This is a genomic window from Rhodoferax sp. UBA5149, assembly GCF_002413825.1.
In the GTDB taxonomy this organism is placed as follows: Bacteria; Pseudomonadota; Gammaproteobacteria; order Burkholderiales; family Burkholderiaceae_C; genus Rhodoferax.
On record NZ_DHXT01000161.1, the window covers coordinates 441 to 18,828 of the forward strand.

Sequence of the window (18,388 nt, forward strand, 5' to 3'; positions counted from 1 at the left end):
CCGAACTCCTTGCGCCGCGCCAGCACCTGGGCGCTGAAACTCGCCGCCACGCCAAACAGGCCGATGGCGATGGCCACGGCCTGCAGCCAGTAGGTGACGGCAAAGCTGCGGTCAAAAATTCTCAGAGAGGTGGCCCGGATCTCGCGCGCCGAGGCAAATTCGATCAACGCCCCCGCGCCTTCACCGGCCGCCGCGCGGATCGCCTGCTGCACGCTGGCGACGTTGGCGTCGGCCGGCAGCCACAGGGCGAGGTCGCCGACTCGCCGGTCGCCGCTGAGGCGCTGGAAGTCCGCCAGGTCCATCACCACGGAGCCCGACTGGCGGGCGTAGTCACGCCACACGCCTGCTACAAAAAACGTAGCTGCTTGCGTAGGTTTGACGGGGGCTAGCGCCTCAAAAAACCTAGACATCGGAGTAAAGACAGTGCCTTGCCGGGCGTCGTGCAGATCGACCATGGCTTCACTCACGTAGATGCCAATTTGGCCGGACGGAACCGGCAGCGCTTGACCGATCAGTGGCAGTTCCCGCGCCGGGTCGGTGAGGGGGCGCGCAATCAAAGTGATCGCCGGTCGGGCCGGGTCCAGCAGCAGCTGGCTGCTGCGTTGCGCGGCCACTTTTTGCACGCCGCTCAGGCGCGCCACGGCCTGCGCGAATTCCGGCGTGAAATAGGCCGTTTCGCTGGCACTGCTGGCGGTGGCGGTGCGGACATAGAGGTCGGCCGGCAGCACCACATCCAGCCACTGCATGACCGAGCCGCGAAAACTCGCCACCATCACCGTCAGGGCCACCGCCAGGCTCAGCGACGCGACGACGCCGCTGATCGCCACGCTGGCGCTCTCGCGCACGCGGCGGGCGCGCTCCACCGCCAGCAAGGGCAGGGCGTGCCGCGCCACCAGCGGCGCCAGGCGGTCCAGCAGCAGCGCAATCAGCCACGGCAGCGCCGTGATGCCGCCCAGCAGCAGCAGCGCAACCGACACATAGGCTGCCAGAGGTATGCCGAAAACGGCTGGAGCCCTTGTCATCATTACACCTACTGCTATCAAAATGATACTAAGCCAGTGATGGCGACGGGTCACAAGGCTGCCGCCCAGACCTTTGAGCGTTTGCGCCAGTGGCAGGCGCTGGGCCTGTCGCGCCGGCCACCAGCCCCCCACCAGCGCCGCCAGCACGCCCAAAGCACCGTAGGCCAGAGCCGCCCATCCACTCCATTGCAGGGTCGGCGCCACGCCGGCAAAGTAGCCGCCACCGAGGTCGCCGCCGAGCAGGCGCAGCGCCAGGGCCGCCAAGGCGGTACCGAGGGCGATGCCGGCCACGCTGCCGACCCCGCCCAGCACCAGCGATTCGAGCAGCACCAGACGCAGCCGGTCACGCCCGCTCAGACCCAGCACGCCCAGCAGGGCAAATTGCTGGGCGCGCTTGGCCACGCTCAGGGACAGCACCGAGAACACCAGAAAGGCCCCGGTAAACAAGGCCACCAGCGCCAGCACCGTGAGGTTGACGCGGTAGGCGCGCGACAGGTTGCTGACGCGCGTCGCAGCGTCGCCGGGCTCGGCCACGGTGACGCTGGCGGGCCAGTCGGGGGCGCTTTGCAGGGCCTGCGCAAAGGCCGCCCGGTCGGTGCCAGCCTGCAGGCGGATATCGATGCGGCTGAGCTGACCTTGTTTGCCAAACAGTTCTTGCGCGGCGCCGATGTCCATCACCGCCAGTGGCGCGCCAGCCGCGTTGACGCTGCCCACCACCGTCACTTTTTTCAGCTGCAAGGCGCTTTGCAGCAGCAGTGTGTCGCCGCCGAGGCGTTGGCGCGCACTGGCGTTCAAAAACACATTGTTGGGCGAGAACAGGGCCAGCCGGTCGGCGTCCGCCGCGGGTAGTGGCATGAGGGCTGGCGCCACCGCGGCCACCAGCAGCGCATCGACCCCGACCACGCGCAGCAGCACGCGTTCGGCGTTGGCTGTCAGGGCATAGGTGCTGACTTCGAGCACCGGCGAGGCCACGGCCACCTGCTGGAGCCGGGCGACGCGGGCAAAGACCGCCTCATTGAAGCTGCCCTGCACGCCGCGCAGCTCCAGGTCCGGCTGACCGTTGACGGAGCGCACCGCTTTGGAGAACTCGTCCAGCGCCGAGGCGTTGATCAGCTGCACCGAGAACGCCAGCGCCACGCCCAGCATCACGGCGACGATGGCCGCGGCGTTACGCCAGGGGTGCTGGCGCAGCTCTTGCCAGGAGAAGGTTTGAAGAAGTGCCAGCACACGGCAGTATAGGGAGCCAGCGCAGGCGAGGACGGCTCACGGATTCGCCGCTCAAACATCCACCACCGTTTGCGCCAGCCAGCCATCATGGAGGGGTGCGACGCGCAGGGCGACGTAGGTGACGCCTTTGACCGCCAGTGCCGGCTGATGGCGCGGCGTCGAGATCGGCTCACCCAGCGCCCGCGCCTCCAGGCGCCGGCCATTGAGCTGAACATGAAAACGCGCAAACAGCATGCGCCGCGCCGTCATCTCGCGCACCAGCGCATTGAGCCAGTTGGCGAGCAGCAATTCGTCGTCCGCCGCCTCGCAGCGGATGTGCACGGTCTCGCGTTCGTCCACGCCCAGCGGGTCGGTGATCACGGCCGTCAGCGCCAGCGCGGCCTGCTCAAAAGCTTCGGCCTTGCTGGCACCCACGCCGCGCACGCCGATGTCGGCGCCATGCTCGAAGTGTTCCCAGTGCTTGTACATAGAGGGTGTGTCCGCGGCCGATGCTGCAGGCCACAGAAGGGTTCTTGCTGCAAGCATTCTTTTATGCCCGGCCTGGTTGCTGAAGTATTTGACAAACCGCAAGGAGCATGTCATTTTTTCGCGTGCCGATGGCTGCATGCAAGCCGGCCTGGCTTTAAAGAAAGTCAGCTTGCTTTGCGTCAACCGGGACACTGGCGACGCTTGAATAATTTGCCTTTGATGCGCATATCTGGCGGTGGTGTCCGTGGTCATCGGGGTCGCGGAGAGGCATCACATGGATTCATGCACTGGAGAAGAAAATGAACTCACTGATGACACGAGGCGGTCTTTTGAATGAATTCTTCAAGGACATGTCGCCCGGTTTTTATGTCAGGCCGCTGCACGGCGAACCGTTGCCAGACCCTGCGCAGATCAAGATCGACGTCAAGGAAAATGAGCAGGCCTACACAGTCCATGCGGAAGTCCCGGGCGTGAGCAAGGAAGAGATTCAGGTGTCGCTGGAGGGCGACGTCGTCTTGCTGCGTGCCGAGATCAAACAGCAGGATGCCCAGAGCAAGGACGACAAGGTCTTGCGCACGGAGCGGTATTTCGGATCGATTGCCCGCAGCTTTCAGTTGCCGCAGGAGGTTGACCCGTCTCAGGCCAAGGCCAAGTACGAGAACGGCGTGCTGACGCTCACCCTGCCCAAAAAACAAAAAGGGAAAGAGACCCAGCAGCTCAAGATTGAGTGAGCACGGCCAGCCGCTGGCAGGCGGGTCGCCACGCGCACCGGGCCCTCATTGCGTCGCGCGGGGACGGAGTCCGTCCGCAGTCAGCGTCAAGACCCGGTCAGCCCGTGCGCTGGCCGCTTGCGAATGGGTGACCAGCACCAGCGAGGCATGCTGCTGGCGGGCCTGTGCGATCAGCGCGTCCATCACTTTGGCGGCGGTGCTGGGGTCGAGGTTGCCGGTGGGCTCATCGGCCAGCAGCAGGCTGGGGCGGTGCACCAGCGCACGCGCAATCGCCACCCGCTGCAGCTGCCCGCCGCTGAGCTGCTGCGGCAAGCGCTGGCCCAGGCCGGACAGGCCCACGGCGTCGAGCATGGCCTGCACGCGGGCCTCGTCTGCCGCCGGGTCGCCCTGGCCCAACAGCAGTAAAGGCAAGGCCACGTTCTGCGCGACGTCCAGGTGCGGCAGGACGTGAAACGCCTGAAAAACAAAGCCCACATGCTGGCGGCGCAGCTGGGCGCGCTGGTCGTCGTTCAAGCGGCCCAGGTCAAGCCCGTCCAGCGTCACCGAACCGGTGTCCCAGTTATCCAGCCCGGCCATGCAGTTGAGCAGGGTGGATTTGCCGACACCGGACTCCCCCACAATGGCGACAAACTCGCCGGCTGCCACGTCCAGCGACACCTGGCTGAAGACGGCCGCGTCGCCGTAGTGCTTGCTCAAATTGCTGATCACCAGACTCATGCGCGGCCTTGCGCGGAGGTCCGGAAAAAATCCTGGGCCAGAGCCAGCACCTGCTGCAGGGCAGCGGGGTCATCGCAGGCCACGACGCGGCGCTGTGGCATGGCCCTCAGCCAAGTGATCTGGCGCTTGGCGAGCTGGCGCGTGGCGAAGATGCCTTTGTCGCGCAACTCGCCCAGGGGTGGGGCGCCGCCCAGCCCACGTGCTGCGTGCGTGTCCAGGTCGCGTGCTTCGTGCGCGTCCAGGCCGCGTGCTTCGTGCGCGTCCAGGTATTCCCAGGCCTGCCGGTAGCCGACGCAGCGCATGGAAGGCAAATCAGCATTCAGGTCGCCGCGCGCGCGCAGGGCTTTGACCTCGTCCAAAAAACCAGCTGCCAGCATCGCGTCAAAGCGCTGTGCAATGCGCTGGTGCAGCCAGGCCCGGTCCAGCGGTTCGAGTGAAATCAGCAAGCTGCCGTCCACCGAAGAGTCAGGGTCATTTTGGCCTCTAGCCCCCGTGGAATGTGCGTGAGCAGCTATTGTTTTTGTAGTATGAAAGGATGACAGGGGTTGCCCCGAAAGCCGAAACACCTCCAGCGCGCGCTGAATGCGTTGCGAATCAGATGGGTGCAGGCGGGCCGCCGTTATCGGGTCAACCAGCGCCAACGCCGCGTGCAGCGCGGGCCAACCTTTTTGGCCGGCTTCTTCGGCCAGTTCTGCACGAATGGCCGGGTCGGCCTTGGGCATGGTGTCCAGCCCTTCCAGCAGCGCCTTGAAGTACAGCATGGTGCCGCCCACCAGCAGTGGCAGTCGGCCGCGGGCACTGATTTCGCCAATCAGGCGCCGTGCATCGATCACAAATTCGGCGGCGCTGTAGGCCTGCAGCGGGTCGCGGATGTTGATCAGGTGGTGCGGCACGGCGGCCAGTTCGGTGGCCGAGGGTTTGGCTGTGCCGATGTCCATGGCGCGGTAGACCAGCGCCGAGTCGACGCTGATGATCTCGATGTCATGCGCCTGGGCGATCGCCATGGCGGCCGCCGTCTTGCCCGACGCCGTCGGGCCGGCCAGCGCGAGATAGGCGCCCACGCTTGGCGGCACGGCGGGACTGACAGGGCGGGGGGATCGGACAGACATCGGACTGAGCGTAGCAGATCAACACCGGCCCGCCGGTCTGCCACGCCGCACTTGATAACTCGCAAGCGCAAAGCAGTTAACATGAATCGTGGCCGACGCGAGCATTTACCTGGCGCAGAGTCTCAGTTAAGATTTTCCGGCCTACCCGGCCATTTGATTGAATACGCCATGATCGTCTCCCCTAGTGTCAACCCTCACTGAAACCTCTCGCATGGAGCTTCCATTTGAAGACGCGGCGCACAAGCTTCAGGTCGGCTACCGGCTCCTTTTTGAGCGAAATCCGCTACCGATGTGGGTCTATGACGTCAAGACCCTGCGCATGCTGGCCGTCAATGAAGCTGTCGTAGCACAGTACGGCTACAGCAAGCAGGAGTTCGTCGGGCTGACCTTGCTGGACCTGCACCATGAAGACGATGTCGCGCAATTGCAGGAGCACCTCAAGCTTTCCAAGGGCGAGCAGGCCATGCCCAGACTGTGGCGGCACAAGCATCGCAACGGCGAGTTGATCGAAGTCGAGATGGTGACCGACGAGCTGGAGCTCGACGGCGTTCAGGCGCGCATGGCGCTGGTCCGGGACATGACCGAGCAGCGTCGCGCGGAACGATCACAGCGTGACCTGCAGCATCGGCTGACGACCACCTTGGAGAGCATCTCCGATGCTTTCTATACCCTGGACCTCGACTGGCGCTTTACTTACGTCAACGCCCGTGCCGCGGAATTGTTGTGCTGTCATCGCGATGACCTGCTGGGCCGCACGGTGTGGGAGAAGTTTCCCGAGTTCGTCGGAACCAATTTTCAGACCGAGTGCGAACGCGCGATGGCCGACGGCAAGACGGCGAGCTTCGAGGCCTACTATGCGCCCTTGGGGGCGTGGCGAAAAGTGCATGTCTACCCTTCCGCGCAAGGCTTGGCGGTGTACTTTCGCGATGTGACCGAAAAGCGCGTGCCCGAGCAGCGCCTGACCGAAGAGCAGGAGACGCTCTCCGCCGTGATCAATGCGACCAACGACGCGATTGTCAGCGTGGACAGCGAAGGACTGATCAAGATGTTCAACCCGGGCGCTGAGCGCATTTTTCGCCGTAGCAGCGCCAGCATGCAAGGCCAATCGCTGGAGGTGCTCTTGCCCGAGCACGTCCGCCCGGCGCACCGGCAGCACCTGCACCTGTTCGCCGAAGCAGGCGGGCCGAGCCGCATGATGGGATTGGGCATGGTGAAGGGGCTTCGTTCGGATGGTCAGGAGATTGACCTCGAAGGCACCATCTCCCAAGTGACGGTGCACGGGCAGCAGGTGCTGATCGCCATTCTGCGGGACGTCACCGAGCGCGTGCGTACCGATGCCGAAGTTCAGCAATCCCGCGAGCAACTCTCTGATCTGACGCAAATGCTGATGGCGCAGGAAAGAACGCTCGTCAAGCGCCTGGCGCAGGCGCTGCACGATCAACTGGGCCAAACGATGGCCGCCATTCGCATGGCTCACGAAACCATCATGACCTTGCAGGCCGACGAGACCGCGGCGGGCGTCTATCGGATACAGACGCAAATGGGCACGCTCATCAGCCAGGCCATTGGACAGGTCAGGCAAGTGCTGATCGACTTGCGTCCCCCCTTGCTGGAGGAGCATGGGCTCGCCGCGGCGCTCGACAACGAGCTTCGCAACCGCTCTTTGACGCAGCCGCAACTTGATTTTTCCATTGACGTGCAGCCTGAAATTGCCGTGATGCGCTGGTCGCCCGAGGTCGAATATGCCGCCTTCATGGTGGCCCGGGAAGCGATCGAAAATGCCTTGCGTCACTCGGGCGCGCCGTCGGTGTCGGTCGCGCTGTCGGGCGCGCCACTGTCATTGCAGCTCGAGGTGGCCGATAACGGCGTCGGGATTGCGGGTGGCATCACGGCGCGAGCCGGTCATCTTGGCATCCTCGGCATGCACGAGCGGGCACAGGCGATTGGCGCTGCTGTCACGATCGACTCCGGTGAAGCCCATGGAACGCGCGTGAATTTCAGCTGGCAGCCCAAGCCATGACCCGTTTGTACCTGGTCGACGACCACCAGATCATGCGCGAAGGTTTGCGTGCCTTGCTGGAGGCCAGAGGACACCATGTGGTGGGCGAGTCGGCCGATCCTACCGAGGCGCTGGCCGACCTGCTGCGCCTGCGCCCCGAGGTCCTGCTGCTTGACCTCAATCTTGGAGGGCGTTCTGGTTTGGAGCTGCTGACAGAACTGCAACGCCGTCGCCTGCCGACCCGCTGCATCGTGTTGACCATGTCGGGGCAGCCGCGCCAAGTGGCGGAGGCCTTGCGCATGGGGGCCAGCGCTTATGTGCTCAAAGGGTCGGCCGGCAGCGATCTGATGAGCGCCATTGACGCGGCGGTTCAAGGAAAAAAATACCTGGGCGCCGATGTGGCCGACCTCGCGATGCAGGTCTATACGCAACAAGACAAGGAAGACCCTTTGAGCACGCTGTCCCCGCGTGAGCGACAAATCATCATCATGGTTGTCAATGGCCAGTCGAGCGCCGAAATTGGCTTGAAACTCCATTTGTCACCCAAGACGGTCGCCACCTACCGCAGCCGCCTGATGGCCAAGCTGGGCGTGAGTGACGTTCCGGGGCTGGTCCGATTGGCCATTCGACACAAGCTGATTGACTCCGAGGACCGGTGAATCAGGGCTTGCTGCTGCGGTGAGTTGTCGCGTGCACTGTTGATAATTGACTACATAATTAGTTGATATCGTCCTACATACGGGACGCGACGCGCCAAATAAAGTTGTTGCCAGGGATTGGCTTGAGCGCCCACCGGGCGCGGCATCCAGAAAGAGAGCACAACCATGATGAATGTTCAAGCAATATCGAGCGCGGCCCGTTGGCAACCTTCAGTGAGTCAACCTGCGCTAAAGCTGGAAAGCGACGAACGCTGGTCGGATTTTCAGGAAATATTGAACTTGTTGCGGTTTGATGGTCATGTGCACGAAATGAATGACAACAGCCTTTTTCGGCGTCGTCGCCTCAAGGCCGGCCAGTCGGCCTTGAGCATGGGGCAGGCGTTTGAGGGGCTGTACGTGGTTCGACTCGGGGCTCTCAAAACTTCGATGACGCATGTCGACGGTGCCGAGCACGTTCTTGCCTTTCCCATGAAGGGCGACCTGCTGGGTTTTGACGGCATTTGCAAAAACAAGTACCTGAGTGAAGTGGTCGCCTTGACGGATTGCGATTTGATCAAGATCCCTTCCGCGGAATTGTTTTCGCCAGGCCGGGGCTGCAACGATATTGAACGCATGGCTTATTGGGCCATCAGCCGCGAGATCGTTCAGGAACAAACCGCCTACGCCTTGTCGCACTCGGCCAAGTCGGAAGCGCGCGTGGCTCGTTTCCTGCGGATTCAGTCGGAGCGTTTCAATGCCATGGGCTACTCTCCCAACCGATTCACATTGCCCATGACCCGGCGCGACATCGGCAATCACCTGAACGTCACGCTGGAGACCGTCAGCCGTGCCTTCTCGGCACTGGATCACCTCGGCATCATCTCGGTCGACCGGCGTGAAATAAAGATTCTCTCGCTGGATGCGCTGCGCAAATTCGAAAGTTAGAGGCCATGGCGACCGGTAATGTGGTGACGCTTCAAAGGAGCAGCCCCAAGTTTGAGAGCATTCTGGTTCCCACCGATGGGTCGGCCCTGTCGATTGCCGGTGCACTCAAGGCCGTGGAATTCGCGAAGCGCATGGGGTTACGGGTGGTTGCCTTTCATTCAATACCTGTCTACCAGTACCCGGTCTACGTCGGCGGCATACCTTTTGAGTACCCGTCCGAGGCAGATTATGAGACGCAGTGTCGGGCCATCGTTGATCGCTATCTAGGCCTGGTTGCGAATGCAGCCGACGCGTTGGGCGTGACTGTGAGCACGCGAATCGAATTCAACTCAAGTCCCGCACAAGCCATCGTGGAAGCGGCAAAACGCGAGAATTGCAGCATGATCTTCATGGGGTCGCACGGACGTGGCGGTTTGTCCAGCGTTTTTCTGGGCAGCGTCGCACTCAAGACCTTGACCCTGGCTCACATACCGGTCATGGTGGACCGTCCGACACCGGAGGAAATTGCCCACGCGGAACAATTGATGAGCCAAAGCGCCATTGAACCCTGACCCCGTCTTCACGTCTTGAATCGCGTCGTTGCAAGTAAGGAGCATGCCATCCAGGTCTACACTGTTCCAAAAGCATTGAAAAATCGGATCGAAGGCTAGAAAACCACTTTTTAGGACATCGCCGTGAGCAAGAAACTGGAAACAGGGTTGCGCGCCACGCAAGCCAGGCTTGCCACAGTGATGCAGAAGTCAAGACGACGGGGTGGCGACGATGGTTTATCGTAAAAATCCGTCGAACTTTGGCGAGTTGCGTGAGCTGGCGGAAAAGCGGTTTCCGGGTCATTTGACAAGTGACGCCACCGCCTTGACGCTGCCGCAGGCTCAGCGGATATTTGAAGAACTGGAAATCCATCAAATTGAGCTCGAATCGCAAAACGAGCATCTGAACACCGCCCGCGCTCAACTTGAGTTGGCGCTCAATCAAAACGGCGAACTCTATGACCATGCCCCGGTGGGCATGCTTTCGCTCGACCCCGCGGGCACCATTACCAAGTTGAATCTGGCCGGTGCCAATCTGCTGGGCGGGGAGCGTGCCCGACTGCTGGGTAGCCGATTCGGATTGCATCTATCCGACGCAGAGCGCTTGGTGTTCAATGCCTGGTTGGAGCGTGCCAGCACCTCCAGTGATGCGCCGGGCGGTGAGCTATCGCTGGTAAAAAAGGGCTTGCCGGCCGCGCATGTTCAGATCAAGCTCACGCCGCTTTCGCACGTCTTGGGGTGGCAGGTCATCCTGGTGGATATCACTGAGCGCCGGCAAATTGAGGAAAAATTGCGCGTCAATGAGGAACGCTGGAAGCTGGCGCTGGAGGCAGCAGGCGACGGCGTTTGGGACTGGAATGTGCAAACTGGCGAAGTGGTTTTTTCAAAGCGCTTCGGGCAACTCTTCGGCTTTGCCGAAAATGGGTACGGACACCACATGGAGAACTGGAATTCCCGCATCCATCCGGACGATAAGCGGCGTGTGATGGCGGATATGCAAGCGCACCTGAGCGGCAAGACGGCCAATTATTTCAATGAACACCGGGGGCAATGCAAGGACGGCAGCTGGAAATGGGTTCTTTCCCGGGGCACCGTCGTCAGTCGTACTGCGCAAGGCCAAGCCATGCGGATGATCGGCACGCATGTCGATATCACGCGCCGAAAACAGACAGAAAACGAATTGCTGCTTGCCAGTCGATTCCAGCAGGCGGTGTTCGATTCCCTGGCGGCCCAAATCGCGATACTGGATCGCCACGGCACCGTCCTGCAAACCAATGCAGCCTGGCGGAAAAATACAATTTGCAACGGATGCGCCAAGAGCGCCGCTTGCAGTGGCACGAGCTACCTGGAGGTTCTCAATTGCATGAGCGGGAAAGACCCGCAAACGGTGCTGGCCGTCACGGCTGGCATTGCGGCAGTCGCGTCCGGCGAAGTTCCCGATTTTCAGCTTCAGCATCCATTTTTCGCACCTTTGGACAGGCGTTGGTTCATCATGAAAGCGACGCCCGTGCACGATGCCGAGAAACGGATCGTGGTCAGCCACGAAGATGTCAGCAATCTCAAGGAAGCCGAGCTGGCCAATTCCCGGCTGGCCAATACCGATGCTTTGACGGGGGCCCTCAGTCGGCGGAATTTTCTGGATTTGGCCGAGCAAGAGTTAACCCGGTCAACGCGCTATGAATTACCACTGATGGTGCTGATGCTGGATCTGGATCATTTCAAACTCATCAACGACCAGCATGGGCACGCGGCGGGGGACGCAGTTCTTCGGGGATTCGTGCAGACGGTGACCGGTGTTTTAAGGGAGTCGGATTTGATTGGCCGCCTCGGCGGCGAAGAGTTTGCGGTGTTGTTACCCAATACGGCGCTTGAAGGAGGGCAAGCGCTGGCGCAACGGATTCTTGAGAGTGTGCGTGCCAGCCAGGTTGAAGTGGAGGGTAAACGCCTCCCGTATACGGTCAGCATCGGCGCCAGTTGTCTATCGATCGAGACCTCTTTTTCCGCCCTGCTGGGCCTGGCCGATGCGGCGCTCTATCGGGCCAAAAACGGTGGTCGGGACCGCCTCGAAATGGGACAGCGGTAGCCGCACTGGCCGGGCGGCGACAAGGTGCATTCGTAGTTCATGGTTGCGGTTGTTTGCCTGCGTTGGTAAAGGGGCCAAAGGCAATTTCTATTGGCGGATAACCGTGACCTTAGTCACTCTTGCGATTTATCAAGCGTTGTCAGTCGGCGATGGCTATGCTGAAGCCATCAACGGATTTGGATTGCATAACATGCAGATGGAGCCCTTCAGCCAGAAAATTTCAGAACATGTCTGGCGAGCCAAATACCGGTGGTCTGAAGAGGGACAGTTGCAGGAGTCCTCGATTGAGGATACTTGGGATCGGGTGGCGCTTGCCGTCTCTGGCGCAGAGGCGCACCAACACGATGAATGGCGCGAGCGTTTCCGGGCCATTTTGAATGATTTTCGTTTCCTGCCGGGAGGCCGGATTCTGGCCGGTGCAGGGACCTCGACTCGTGCCACCTTGTTCAACTTTTTCGTGATGGGACCGATTGAGGACTCGGTGCAAGGTATTTTCAATGCGCTGCGCGAAGCCATGTTGACCCTGCAGGCCGGTGGCGGGGTCGGCGTAGACTTCTCCACCTTGCGCCCGGCCGGTTCGTTGACGGTATCCGGTGGCGGCGCTGCCTCAAGACCGGTCTCTTTCATGAAAGTCTGGGAGGAAGCGAACACGGTGCTGGAGTCGAGCAAGCTGCGTCATGCGGCCATGATGGCAACACTGCGTTGCGATCACCCTGATATTGAATCCTTTATCGAAGCGAAAATCGCCCGCGGCACATTGCCGCACTTCAACCTGTCGGTCCTGGTGAGTGACGAATTCATGCGCGCCGTCGAGGAAGACGCTTCGTGGCCCCTGGTGTTTCCGCTGGGAGATCGCGCGATCCCGGTCGGCGGTGAAGTGTGCGAACGGGTTTGGTCCGGCAGCGTGACGCCTCAGCTTTGCCTGGTGTACCGGCGCATACCAGCGCGCGCCTTGTGGGACAAGCTGCTGGCCGTTCAACACGCCAGTGTGGAGCCCGGCGTTCTGTTCATCGACCGGATCAACCGTGCCAACAATCTTTGGTACTGCGAGCGACTGTCGGCCACCAACCCCGGCGGGGATGTGCCGCTGGCGCCGTACGGCGCCTGCAACCTGGGGTCCATCAACCTGAGCCGATTCGTGCTGGCCCCTTTTGGCGAGCACCCCAGCGTGGATTTCGACGAGCTGAAAGCGGTTGCCAGCGTCGCCACGCGCTTTCTGGACAACGTTCACGATATCTCCTTGTTTCCACTCAAGGCGCAGGAAAAAGCGGCCGGCGCCAGCAGGCGAATTGGACTGGGTATCACCGGTTTGGCCGATATGTTTGCCATGCTGGGTTTGCGCTATGGCTCGCCGGCGAGCATTGATCTGACACGCGAGATTATGGGCACGATACGCGACACGGCTTACCGCACATCCATTGCGATCGCTCAGGAGAAAGGCGTGTTCCCCGAGCTTGAAAAGACCCAATATGGCGCCAGTCCGTTTGTGCGGACGCTGTCCTCCGACATTCAGGACGCGATCGCGCAACATGGGATTCGCAACAGCCACCTGCTGGCGGTGGCTCCCTCAGGCTCCATCAACTTGCTGGCCAACAATGTTTCCAGCGGCATCGAGCCCATTGCTTCTTTCAAGGCCGTGCGTCGCATGCGAGGGGCTGATGGCCAAACCGTAACTTTTGATGTGGAAGATGCCGCGTGGCGCCACTACCAGGCCTTGTACGGCCGTCAAGCCACATTGCCGGCGCACTTTGTTCAGGCGGTCGATGTCAGCGCCGAAGACCAGTTGCGCATGATGGAGACCGTGCAGTCCTGCGTGGACAACGCGATCTCCAAGACCGTGCGACTACCGGAAGCCGTTAACCCGCAGGAGCTGGGCTTCGTGTTGCGACGCGCCTGGGAGCTTGGACTCAAAGGCTGTGCGGTGTTCCGGGAAGGCAACCGGGCGGGCGAGGTCGTGGTGGCGCGCCAGCGACGCGCGACCGCCCGCAGACGGCACAGCGACGGGCAGCGCGAGCTGATCTAACTTGCGAGTGAAGGGTCGGCCTGTTTCAAGACAAGGGATCTTGGACGGACATAATTTTTTGCAGCAACTGCTGGAGCGTGGTGCCCGTGCTTTTTTGCTGTTCCACGTCATTCTCAAACTGCCAGTCCTTCAAGGACAGCGACAACTCGACGAGTGCATCGCGCAACTCAAACAAGGTTGCGCTGATCTCTCCAAGGGCCTGGCCCAGATCGGTCCTGGACTCAGAGTTTTCCATTGCCGACCTCCTGACATGTGACTTGAAATCAATATATAAGGGCCCTGCCTGCTGATTGTTGACTATTCGCAATGGGATACCTTTTCAGGTCTTTGCGATGGCGCACCGGTGTGGTCCACCGGAAGCCGGACGGCTGCGGGGTTTGATTATTGTCAAGGCCTCGATTGGCCATCAATGCATTGTCAATACCCATGGAGGTAGCCTATGTTTTTTGAGAAACGCTTTTTGAAAGCCATTGACCAGATCCGGGCCCAGGTTGCCGTGCCGCTGCGGATTGAGTTGTGGAATGGTCGCCAGTTTGATTTTTGCAGCGACCCCAGCGTGACCGTGACCATTCCGAGCTCATGGGCGCTTCGCTACTTCATATCGCCAAACCTCAACAAGTTGGGAGAAGCCTTTGTCGAGGGACATATTCGCGTGGAAGGCTCGTCCAAAAACGTGTTCAAGGTGGCGGAGGGGCTGGCGCGCAGCGTGACGGCCAGACTTCCCGCGGTGTTTCAGCGGGTCACGCACCACAGTCGTGATCGTGATCGAGAGGCGATCCAGTACCACTACGACGTCGCCAACGATTTTTACGCCTTGTTTCTTGATCGCGGCATGGTCTATTCGTGTGCCTACTATCGACATGACAGTGACACCCTGGAAGCGGCCCAAAGCCAGAAGCTCGACCATATCCTGAACAAGCTGATGCTCAAGCCCGGCGAAAAGTTTCTCGATATTGGCTGTGGCTGGGGCGCCTTGGTCATTCGCGCGGCGCAAAAGTATGGCGCCATCGCGACCGGCATCACCTTGTCACAAAACCAGTTTGACAGTGCCCAGGAACAAATCCAGCGTGCCGGCCTGGGCGACCGGTGCCGGGTGTTGCTGTGTGACTACCGTGACCTCAAGGAAGCAGATGCCTACGACAAAATTGCCAGCGTTGGCATGTTTGAACATGTGGGGCTGAAAAACCTGCCCGTTTATTTCCAGGCGATTCACCGGCTTCTGAAAGAGGATGGCTTGGTTCTTAATCATGGCATTACCACCAGTGACGTTGAGAGTCGGTGGCTTGGCATGGGTGCGGGTGAATTCATCGACCGTTACGTGTTCCCGCACGGCGAGTTGCCGCATGTTTCGCTGGCCCTGAAGGAAATGGCCAGCGCCGGCCTGGAAGTGGTGGACGTTGAATCGTTGCGGCGGCACTATGCACGCACCTGCGAGGCCTGGTCCAACAATCTTGAGTCGCGTCGCGATGAAGCCGTGGGCATTGTCGGCGAGCGGCGCTACCGCATCTGGCAGATCTACCTGGCGGGCTGCGCCTACGGTTTTTCCCATGGCTGGATGAACCTTTACCAGGTGCTTTGCAGCAAGGCCGAAAACAGTGAGCTGCGCCAGCAGCCGCTGACACGCGACTACATGTACGGCGGCCCGCCTTGAGCGCTGCGCTGCTGGTTTGGCCACTCGGTCGCGCTATTTGCAATAGCCGCCCGGTCGGGGTATCGTTCGCAGGATGAAAAAGCAAAGATTCTGGAATGTCGACCTGATCGAGTTGTTTCGACTCTGGATCAACGACATGGGGACGTTTTTGATGACGGCCCTGATGTTTGTCGGTCTGTCGCTGCCGGTGGTCATCCCGGCGCTGATCATGTGGTACCTGTTGTCGACCAACTGGAGCCTCAGCCCGTGAGCGCGATTTTCGGCAGAGGCCGTGCGTGGGCCGGACGCTTTATTGCCGCAGTTTAAGCAAGCCGACCGATAGTGCCGTGCCGCACGCGATGATGGTGCCGCAGAACAGCATCCACAGGGAGATGGTCTCATGCAGGAAGAGGCTGCCGTACATCAGCGCAAACACCGGCACGACGAAGGTCACCGAGAGTGAACGCGCCGGGCCGACGGTTTCTATCAGCCGGAAATACAGCACGTAGGCCACGCCCGTGCACAGCACGCCCACCCACAGCAAGGCCAGCCAGGCCGAAGCGCTTGGTGCCTGTCGCGGCCACAGCCACAGGGTGGGCAGCGCCAGGCCCAGCGTGGCGCCCAGCTGGCTGCCGGTGGCGGTCACCAGGGCGGGCAGACCGCTGAGGTAGCGTTTGGTGAAGCTGGCCGAGAGGCCGTAGCACAGGCACGCCAGCAGACAGGCCAGCACCGCCCAGCCGGTGGCCATGCCAGAGGCGTCAGGCTTGAAGCTGGCTTTGTCCCAGGCCAGCAGTGCGACGCCGACAAAGCCGATCAACAGCCCGAGAATGCGCAAACGATGGGGCCGGTCCTTGAGCCAGACCCAGGCGACCAGCGCGCCAAACAAGGGGGCTGTTGCGTTCAGGATGGAAGACATTCCGGTGCTGATCGACAGCAGGGCGAAGGCGAGGCAGGCAAAGGGAATGCCGGAGTTGAGCAGGCCCACGAAAAAGACCATTTTCCAGTTTCGGGCCAGCTCCGGCCCCAGACCACGCCACAGCAGCATGGGCAGCAGAACCAGCGAAGCAATCGCGGTGCGAACGCCGGCGGTCGGCAAAGCGCCAAATTCGTGGGCACCCAGACGGACGGCCAGGAAGGACGAGCCCCAGATTGCCGAAAGGAGTAAGAAGTCCGCTCGCCACGGTCTTTGGGGTTGGTGTGAATTCAATGCGGTTGCTTCAGGTTGGTATCGGGGTAAGCGTCATGTGGGATCAGGTCTTGAAGACCGCGCCTTCAAGTTGCAGCAGGGCTATTTTGCGTTCAATGCCGCCGGCATAACCAGTCAGGGCGCCGCCCGCACCCATCACGCGGTGACAGGGCACGATGATACTCAAGGGGTTGCGTCCCACCGCCCCGCCGACGGCGCGCACCGCCGTGGCTTTACCGATACCGGCACCCAGCGCGCCATAGCTGGAGGTGGCACCCAAGGGGATGTTCAGCAGGGCGCGCCAGACCTTGGTCTGAAAATCGGTGCCGCTATCCAGCTCCAACGGCAGCGCAAAAAATGCGCGACGGCCCGCAAAGTAGTCGCTCAATTGGGTCTTGGCCTCTTGCAACAGAGGGTGATCGGGTGCTTCGGGCCAGCTCGCGCTGTCAGGCTGGTGGCGCTGACCGTCAAACCACACGCCGACTAGCTTGTCGTGCGCGGTCGCCAGAATCATGCGTCCGAGCGGGCTGTCATAGCTGGTCTGAACGGTGGACGGTGCAAACTTCATGTTAATTCTCCTTGTAGCCCTCGTGGAGTATGCGTGAGCAGCTATCTATTTGGTAGCAATTGGGGCGACTTGCCGGCGTGCTGGCGCCGTGGGCAGGGCGGCCCAGGCGCGAATCACCGCGTAGCTGCGCCACGGCTGCCAGGCCACAGACGCCGCTTGTGCTTCTCGGGCCGGGTTTTTGGCGTCTTGCACGCCCAGCGCCTTGTGCAGGGCGACGTCGCCGGCCGGAAAGGCGTCGGGCCAACGCAGCGCACGCATGGCGATGTACTGGGCGGTCCAGTCGCCAATACCGGGCAAAGCCTTCAGGGCGGCCAGCGTGGCGGGCACATCCGCTCCCGCGTGCAGGGGCAGCTGACCATTCAACACGGCGTTGGCGATGGCCTGGATCGCCGCTTGTCGTTGCTTGACGATGCCCAACTGGCCCAGCGCGTCGCCGCTGGCGCCGGCCAGTGCGGCGGCGCCGGGAAAAAGCCGGTTCAGCCCGGCGATCGGGGTCTCGATCGGTTCACCAAAGCGTTGCACCAGTCTGGCGGTCAGCGTGCGCGCCGCCGCCACCGTGATCTGCTGGCCCAGGACGGCGCGCACGGCCAGCTCAAAGCCGTCCAGCGTGCCCGGCACGCGCAGGCCGTCGCCCAGCGGGAAGCGGGACCGCAACAAGCTGTTGATGGCGCGGGGATCAGCGTCCAGGTCGAGCAGGGCGCGCACCCGTGCCATCACCGAGGGCAGCACATCGCGCAGCGAATCACTCAAGCGCAGATCAACGCGGTGGTTAGCCGCGTCAAAGCGGGCCACCAGCCAGCCGGTGTACAGCGTCTTGCCCGATTGCACGGCCACGGTTTTGCCGATGCTCAGGTCGTCGGGCGCCAGCGCGACGTCTTCAACGCCTGCGATCTGGCGGGTGCCAAAGAACTGCAGCATGGCGTCCACGTCATAGGGCGGGCGATACGCCAGTCTGACGTGGATGCCTTGCGCCACCGCGCCGTGACCGAGCGCTGTCCCTTGGCGGCGCAACTGGCTGGGGTTGAGGGCGTAATGGGCGGCAAACGCGGCATTGAAACGCCGCAGGCTGGCAAAGCCGCTCAAATGCGCGACCTGGGTGACGGGCAGCGCGGTGTCGGTCAGCAGCTGTTTGGCGCTCAGCAAGCGCTGCGTTTGCAGGTACTGCAGGGGCGGCACACCAAACTGTGCTTCAAAAATACGCCGCAGGTGACGGTCGCTGACGCCCACCCGTTGCGCCAGTCGCTGCACGGTGGGTGCGGCGTCCAGCCAGGCATCGGGGGTGTCGAGCAGCCGGGCTGCCTGAGCGGCCAGAATGCTGGAGGCGTCCTGGATCGACCAGGCGCGGGCCTCGGGGGCGAGGCTGGGGGCGGGTGTGCGCGGTGCAAGTTCCGGGCGGCAGCGCAGGCAGGGCCGAAAGCCAGCCAGCTCCGCTTGCGCTGCATGGGCAAAAAAGCGGCAGTTCTCGCGCTTGGGCGTGCGCACCCGGCACACCGGGCGGCAATAGATGCCGGT

General features: G+C 61.9%; 17 protein-coding genes. 9 read left to right on the forward strand and 8 right to left on the reverse strand.

What is annotated here, in order from left to right:
- Together B3V69_RS14425 and B3V69_RS14430 are read right to left on the reverse strand one after the other, a co-directional pair.
- A partial coding sequence (locus B3V69_RS14425) for an FtsX-like permease family protein (RefSeq protein WP_296447663.1) occupies positions 1 to 2,249 on the reverse strand: 2,249 nt, incomplete at its 3' end.
- Between the two features lie 51 nt (positions 2,250 to 2,300).
- Positions 2,301 to 2,717, reverse strand: a complete 417-nt coding sequence (locus B3V69_RS14430; protein ID WP_296447666.1) for an archease — start codon at positions 2,715 to 2,717, stop codon at positions 2,301 to 2,303.
- Positions 2,718 to 3,016: 299 nt separating this feature from the next.
- Between B3V69_RS14430 and B3V69_RS14435 the strand changes: the two genes are divergently transcribed.
- Entirely contained in the window at positions 3,017 to 3,448 is a 432-nt protein-coding gene (locus B3V69_RS14435; protein ID WP_296447668.1) for an Hsp20/alpha crystallin family protein, read from the forward strand.
- Between the two features lie 45 nt (positions 3,449 to 3,493).
- Here the strand turns inward: B3V69_RS14435 and B3V69_RS14440 are convergent, their stop codons facing one another.
- Positions 3,494 to 4,165 carry an ABC transporter ATP-binding protein gene (locus B3V69_RS14440; RefSeq protein ID WP_296447671.1) on the reverse strand — a complete coding sequence of 224 codons (672 nt, stop codon included), beginning with the start codon at positions 4,163 to 4,165 and terminating at the stop codon, positions 3,494 to 3,496.
- A complete protein-coding gene (miaA, locus tag B3V69_RS14445) occupies positions 4,162 to 5,274 on the reverse strand; it encodes a tRNA (adenosine(37)-N6)-dimethylallyltransferase MiaA (protein ID WP_296447674.1) in 1,113 nt (370 codons plus the stop codon). The genes B3V69_RS14440 and miaA overlap by 4 nt, the downstream gene beginning before the upstream one ends.
- 211 nt (positions 5,275 to 5,485) lie before the next feature.
- Here miaA and B3V69_RS14450 point away from each other — a divergent pair, with 211 nt between their 5' ends.
- The 6 genes from B3V69_RS14450 (at position 5,486) to B3V69_RS14475 (ending at position 13,492) form a co-directional block, all read left to right on the forward strand.
- Complete coding sequence (locus B3V69_RS14450; protein ID WP_296447675.1) at positions 5,486 to 7,294, forward strand: PAS domain-containing sensor histidine kinase; 1,809 nt, start codon at positions 5,486 to 5,488, stop codon at positions 7,292 to 7,294.
- Positions 7,291 to 7,932 (forward strand): response regulator, encoded by a 642-nt coding sequence (locus B3V69_RS14455; RefSeq protein WP_296447677.1) that lies wholly within the window; start codon positions 7,291 to 7,293, stop codon positions 7,930 to 7,932. The genes B3V69_RS14450 and B3V69_RS14455 overlap by 4 nt, the downstream gene beginning before the upstream one ends.
- Before the next feature lie 165 nt (positions 7,933 to 8,097).
- Positions 8,098 to 8,856, forward strand: a complete 759-nt coding sequence (locus B3V69_RS14460; protein WP_296447679.1) for a Crp/Fnr family transcriptional regulator — start codon at positions 8,098 to 8,100, stop codon at positions 8,854 to 8,856.
- 5 nt (positions 8,857 to 8,861) lie between these two features.
- Positions 8,862 to 9,407, forward strand: coding sequence for a universal stress protein (locus tag B3V69_RS14465; RefSeq protein WP_296447681.1), 546 nt, complete (start codon positions 8,862 to 8,864; stop codon positions 9,405 to 9,407).
- A 211-nt stretch (positions 9,408 to 9,618) separates the two neighbouring features.
- Positions 9,619 to 11,469: a sensor domain-containing diguanylate cyclase gene (locus tag B3V69_RS14470; protein ID WP_296447682.1), complete on the forward strand. Its 1,851-nt coding sequence runs from the start codon at positions 9,619 to 9,621 to the stop codon at positions 11,467 to 11,469.
- Positions 11,470 to 11,572: 103 nt separating this feature from the next.
- Positions 11,573 to 13,492 (forward strand): adenosylcobalamin-dependent ribonucleoside-diphosphate reductase, encoded by a 1,920-nt coding sequence (locus B3V69_RS14475; protein WP_296447685.1) that lies wholly within the window; start codon positions 11,573 to 11,575, stop codon positions 13,490 to 13,492.
- A 25-nt stretch (positions 13,493 to 13,517) separates the two neighbouring features.
- Here the strand turns inward: B3V69_RS14475 and B3V69_RS14480 are convergent, their stop codons facing one another.
- A complete protein-coding gene (locus tag B3V69_RS14480; RefSeq protein WP_296447687.1) occupies positions 13,518 to 13,727 on the reverse strand; it encodes a hypothetical protein in 210 nt (69 codons plus the stop codon).
- Positions 13,728 to 13,931: 204 nt separating this feature from the next.
- Here B3V69_RS14480 and B3V69_RS14485 point away from each other — a divergent pair, with 204 nt between their 5' ends.
- A complete protein-coding gene (locus B3V69_RS14485) occupies positions 13,932 to 15,143 on the forward strand; it encodes a class I SAM-dependent methyltransferase (RefSeq protein ID WP_296447689.1) in 1,212 nt (403 codons plus the stop codon).
- Between the two features lie 73 nt (positions 15,144 to 15,216).
- Positions 15,217 to 15,393, forward strand: coding sequence for a hypothetical protein (locus B3V69_RS14490; RefSeq protein ID WP_296447691.1), 177 nt, complete (start codon positions 15,217 to 15,219; stop codon positions 15,391 to 15,393).
- Positions 15,394 to 15,432: 39 nt separating this feature from the next.
- Here B3V69_RS14490 and B3V69_RS14495 read toward each other — a convergent pair whose 3' ends face one another.
- From B3V69_RS14495 to B3V69_RS14505, 3 genes are all read right to left on the reverse strand, one after another.
- The gene (locus B3V69_RS14495; RefSeq protein ID WP_296447693.1) at positions 15,433 to 16,329 is read right to left on the reverse strand and encodes a DMT family transporter; all 897 of its coding nucleotides are present in this window, start codon (positions 16,327 to 16,329) and stop codon (positions 15,433 to 15,435) included.
- Positions 16,330 to 16,372: 43 nt separating this feature from the next.
- Entirely contained in the window at positions 16,373 to 16,876 is a 504-nt protein-coding gene (locus B3V69_RS14500) for a methylated-DNA--[protein]-cysteine S-methyltransferase (protein WP_296447695.1), read from the reverse strand.
- A 45-nt stretch (positions 16,877 to 16,921) separates the two neighbouring features.
- On the reverse strand, positions 16,922 to 18,388 hold a 1,467-nt coding region (locus B3V69_RS14505; protein ID WP_296447696.1), incomplete at its 5' end, for a DNA-3-methyladenine glycosylase 2 family protein.

Bases quoted from the DNA above. Each gene is read 5' to 3' on its own strand.
- B3V69_RS14430 (WP_296447666.1), bottom strand. From the start codon at position 2,717: ATGTACAAGCACTGGGAACACTTCGAGCATGGCGCCGACATCGGCGTG.
- B3V69_RS14435 (WP_296447668.1), top strand. From the start codon at position 3,017: ATGAACTCACTGATGACACGAGGCGGTCTTTTGAATGAATTCTTCAAG.
- B3V69_RS14440 (WP_296447671.1), bottom strand. From the start codon at position 4,165: ATGAGTCTGGTGATCAGCAATTTGAGCAAGCACTACGGCGACGCGGCC.
- miaA (WP_296447674.1), bottom strand. From the start codon at position 5,274: ATGTCTGTCCGATCCCCCCGCCCTGTCAGTCCCGCCGTGCCGCCAAGC.
- B3V69_RS14450 (WP_296447675.1), top strand. From the start codon at position 5,486: ATGGAGCTTCCATTTGAAGACGCGGCGCACAAGCTTCAGGTCGGCTAC.
- B3V69_RS14455 (WP_296447677.1), top strand. From the start codon at position 7,291: ATGACCCGTTTGTACCTGGTCGACGACCACCAGATCATGCGCGAAGGT.
- B3V69_RS14460 (WP_296447679.1), top strand. From the start codon at position 8,098: ATGATGAATGTTCAAGCAATATCGAGCGCGGCCCGTTGGCAACCTTCA.
- B3V69_RS14465 (WP_296447681.1), top strand. From the start codon at position 8,862: ATGGCGACCGGTAATGTGGTGACGCTTCAAAGGAGCAGCCCCAAGTTT.
- B3V69_RS14470 (WP_296447682.1), top strand. From the start codon at position 9,619: ATGGTTTATCGTAAAAATCCGTCGAACTTTGGCGAGTTGCGTGAGCTG.
- B3V69_RS14480 (WP_296447687.1), bottom strand. From the start codon at position 13,727: ATGGAAAACTCTGAGTCCAGGACCGATCTGGGCCAGGCCCTTGGAGAG.
- B3V69_RS14485 (WP_296447689.1), top strand. From the start codon at position 13,932: ATGTTTTTTGAGAAACGCTTTTTGAAAGCCATTGACCAGATCCGGGCC.
- B3V69_RS14490 (WP_296447691.1), top strand. From the start codon at position 15,217: ATGAAAAAGCAAAGATTCTGGAATGTCGACCTGATCGAGTTGTTTCGA.
- B3V69_RS14500 (WP_296447695.1), bottom strand. From the start codon at position 16,876: ATGAAGTTTGCACCGTCCACCGTTCAGACCAGCTATGACAGCCCGCTC.